This is a genomic window from Streptomyces antimicrobicus, from assembly GCF_020532625.1.
Taxonomy (GTDB): domain Bacteria; phylum Actinomycetota; class Actinomycetes; order Streptomycetales; family Streptomycetaceae; genus Streptomyces; species Streptomyces antimicrobicus.
The window spans coordinates 1-802 of the sequence record NZ_JAJAUY010000269.1; the positions used below are offsets into that span (position 1 = coordinate 1).

Here is an 802-nt window from a genome sequence, read left to right on the forward strand (position 1 = left end):
GCTGGAGAACGACCCGGGTCTGGAGTTCGAGACTGCCGGGGTGCGCGGCGAGCTGATGCCGCTCGGCACCGGCGCGTCCAAGTTCGACCTGGCGGTCAGCTTCGGCGAGCGCTGGGACGAGGGCGGTGGGCCCGCCGGGCTCGGCGGCTTCGTCGACTACAGCACCGACCTGTTCGACCGCACGACCGTCGAGGACCTGGTCGCACGGCTGGCCCGCTGGATCGGGACCCTGGCCGAAGCTCCCGACACGCCCGTGTCCCGGCTGGACGCCGTCCTGCCGGACGAGCGGGTGCGGGTGCTGCGGGAGTGGAACGCGACGTCGCGCGAGGTGCTGTCGGGTCCGCTGGGCGCTCTGTTCGCGGCGCAGGCGCAGCGGACGCCGGACGCGGTGGCGGTGGTGTCGGACGAGGGCGAGCTGACGTTCGCCGAGCTGGAGGCGCGGGCGAACCGTCTGGCGCACCGCCTGGTGGCGCAGGGTGTGGGCCCGGAGCGGGTGGTGGCGCTGGTGCTGCCGCGGTCGGTGGAGCTGGTGGTGGCGCAGCTGGCGGTCGTCAAGGCCGGTGGCGCGTTCCTCCCGGTCGACCCCGCCTACCCGCGGGAGCGCGTCGACTACATGCTCACCGACGCCGCACCGCACCTGGTGATCCGCGAGGGCGACGACCTCGACGCCTCGGCGTATCCGTCGACCCCGCCCCAGGTGGAGGTCCTGCCCGGGCATGCGGCGTACGTCATCTACACGTCGGGTTCGACGGGTCGTCCCAAGGGCGTGGTGGTCTCGCACGCGGGTGTGGGGAACCTGGCG

The 802-nt window shown here is 73.8% G+C and carries 1 protein-coding gene; it reads left to right on the plus strand.

The genetic code is table 11. The annotated features are described in order from the left end of the window. A partial coding sequence (locus LG632_RS29995; RefSeq protein ID WP_226731079.1) for an AMP-binding protein occupies positions 1 to 802 on the plus strand: 802 nt, incomplete at both ends.